This window comes from Tahibacter caeni (genome assembly GCF_024609805.1).
Taxonomy (GTDB): Bacteria; Pseudomonadota; Gammaproteobacteria; order Xanthomonadales; family Rhodanobacteraceae; genus Tahibacter; species Tahibacter caeni.
On the sequence record NZ_JANFVR010000477.1, the window covers coordinates 1 to 2,685 of the forward strand.

Below are 2,685 nucleotides of genomic sequence, written 5' to 3' on the forward strand. Positions count from 1 at the left end.
CGGCGACCGCGTTCGCGGCAGGACTCCAGTCCGCGCCGAACCAGCTGCCGGCCAGCGCGAGCGCGAGCGCGAGCAGCGCCGCGGCGAGCCGCGCGAGATCCAGGAACGGCGCACGCCGCGCTCCCTCGAGCCAGGCGCACAGCGCGACGAGGCTCAGCACCGCCCAGGCCACGTAGCCGAGGCCCCAGGCCAGCGGCAGCTGCTCGGCGCGCGCCAGGCAGTCGGCGCCGATCAGCATCAGCAGCGCGAACTGCACGGCGACGTGGATCTGCACGGCGCGCGCGACCGGCGGCGCGTATTTCGGCCGCGTATACGGATCGAACGCCGGCTTTGGATCGGCCGCGGCGAGATCCGCCGGCCGCCAGCCCGGCGGCTTCCACCAGAGCGCGAGCTTGTCGCGCCAGCGCCGCGTCTTCCAGGCGTCGCGCGCGAGCGCCGCGTACACCTCGACGTTCGACCAGAGCGGATCGTAACGGCGCAGCGGCGAACGCGTGCCGTAGATGACCGGCTCGCCGGCGTCCTCGTCGGCGAAGGTGCCGAACAGGCGGTCCCAGAGAATCAGGATGCCGCCGTAGTTCTTGTCGAGATAGCGATCGTTGACGCCGTGATGCACGCGGTGGTTAGACGGCGACGCGAAGATGCGGTCGAACCAGCCGAGCCTGCCGATCTGTTCGGTGTGGATCCAGTACTGGTAGAGCAGGTCGATCAGCCCGACCGCGACGAACACGAGCGGCGGAAAGCCGAGCACGGCCATCGGCAGATAGAAGATCCAGCCGAACAGGAAGCCCGAGCTGGTCTGGCGCAGCGCCGTGGAAAGATTGAATTCCTCGCTCTGGTGGTGCACGACGTGCGCGGCCCAGAGCACGCCGACTTCGTGGCCGAGACGGTGATGCCAGTAGTAGAGGAGATCGTAGATCACCAGACCGACCAGCCAGACCGCGATGCTGTCGGCCGGCAGCGAGAACAGGCGCAGGTGGTCGTGGACCGCGACGTAGATCGCGAGCACGACGAGCTTGGAAAAAATGCCGCTGACCTGCGACATCGCGCCGAGGCCTATGCTGCAGACCGCGTCGGCGAAGTCGTAGGCGCGCACGCGGCGGCGGTGCGCGAGCCAGAGCTCCAGGCCGATCAGCGCGAAGAACACGGGTATGGCGTAGACGATGGGATTCACGCGGGCGTACCGGCCGGAAACTGGTGCGGCCGCAGAATTGTGGAAGCCGGCGGCGGCGTCAAGCCGGCGCCGGCGCGGCACCGCAACGCCGGCCGCCGCGGCATCGCGTCGCAGTGCCTGGACGCCGCGGCCGCGGTGAATTTAGCGTGCTCGTCGAGCGGCGTGTGACGGTTCCGTGTCACGCACCGGCGGGTCGGGCCGACGGCGACAGCCGCGTGCGACGGCCCGACATCCGGCTTCGATTCGTCAGGAGATCCGCCATGACAGCCGTGCCGTCCAGCCTCGCCGCCCATCGCGTCCACGCCGCCGCGATCGAGTGCGTCAGCGAAGGACAGGTCCGCTACTCGCCGCTGAAATCGCTGTGGTTCACCGCCATGGCGTTCGGCGCCCTCGTCGGCGGGCTCGCGACGTTTTCCTGGGCCGCGTTCGCGCTGTTCCTCGTCTGCACCGCGATCGTTCTGCTGTTCGGCCATTCGCTCGGCAGCCACCGCCGCTTCATTCACGCGAGCTACGACTGTCCGAAGTGGCTGGAATACGTGCTGGTCTACTGCGGCGTGCAGGTCGGCCTGGCCGGGCCGCTGGGCCTGCTGCGCCAGCACGAGCTGCGCGACTACGCGCAGCGGCTGCCGCAGTGCCACGACTATCTGCGTCACGGTCGCGCCTGGTGGCAGGACGCGTGGTGGCAGCTGCACTGCGACCTCGTGCTGGCGCGGCCGCCGCTGATCCGCCTGGAGCCGCGTATCGCCGACGACGCGTTCTATCGTTTTCTCGAACGCACCTGGATGGCGCAGCAACTCCCGTGGGCCCTGCTGTTCTACGCCTGGGGCGGCTGGGGCTTCGTGTTCTGGGGCGTCTGCGCGCGCGTCACTGCCGGCGTGTTCGGCCACTGGCTGATCGGATATTTCGCCCACAACCGCGGCGGCATGCACCACACGGTGCGCGGCGCCGCGGTGCAGGGACGCAACATTCCGTTCACCTCGCTGCTGACCATGGGCGAGTGTTGGCACAACAACCATCACGCGTTCCCAGGCTCGGCGCGGCTCGGCCTGTATCGCGGCGAATGGGATCCGGGCTGGTGGTGCCTGCTCGCGCTGCAGCGCCTGGGTCTGGTCTGGAATCTGCGGTTGCCCGCGGATCTGCCGCCGCGCGAAGAGCTCGTCGCCCTGCCGGCGCCGGCGCAACGCGCCGGCCTGCTCGAAGCCTGGCGGCTGTGTTTCCGCGGCTGGCGCGGCGAGGCTCCTTCGGCGCTGCTCGTGCGCTGGCCCGCGCGCTGGCTGTCGCGCGCGGCGCTGGCGCGTCTGTTCGGCGCATCGGTCCAACTGCGCCGCGATCCGCGGCGGCGACGGCTCATGCTGAGCGCCGGCCCGCTGCAACTGTCGGGCCTCGCCGCGTTCGGCGTCGCGGTCTCGCAGCAGCATCGCTGGCTCGCCGTCGTCGCCGCCGTGCTGATGCCGCTGCTGCTGCTCGACCGGCGCGGGGCCGAAGCCGCGTAGGCTGCGCCGAGCGCGGCGATG

Annotated in this window: 2 protein-coding genes; one reads left to right on the forward strand and one right to left on the reverse strand. The window is 70.4% G+C overall.

From position 1 onward, the window contains the following. Nucleotides 1–1,171: sterol desaturase family protein (locus NON22_RS22845; protein ID WP_257389291.1), on the reverse strand; the 1,171-nt coding region annotated here is incomplete at its 3' end. Nucleotides 1,172–1,431: 260 nt separating this feature from the next. Between NON22_RS22845 and NON22_RS22850 the strand changes: the two genes are divergently transcribed. Next, nucleotides 1,432–2,664 carry an acyl-CoA desaturase gene (locus NON22_RS22850; RefSeq protein WP_257389292.1) on the forward strand — a complete coding sequence of 411 codons (1,233 nt, stop codon included), beginning with the start codon at nucleotides 1,432–1,434 and terminating at the stop codon, nucleotides 2,662–2,664. The last annotated feature ends 21 nt before the right edge of the window (nucleotides 2,665–2,685 follow it).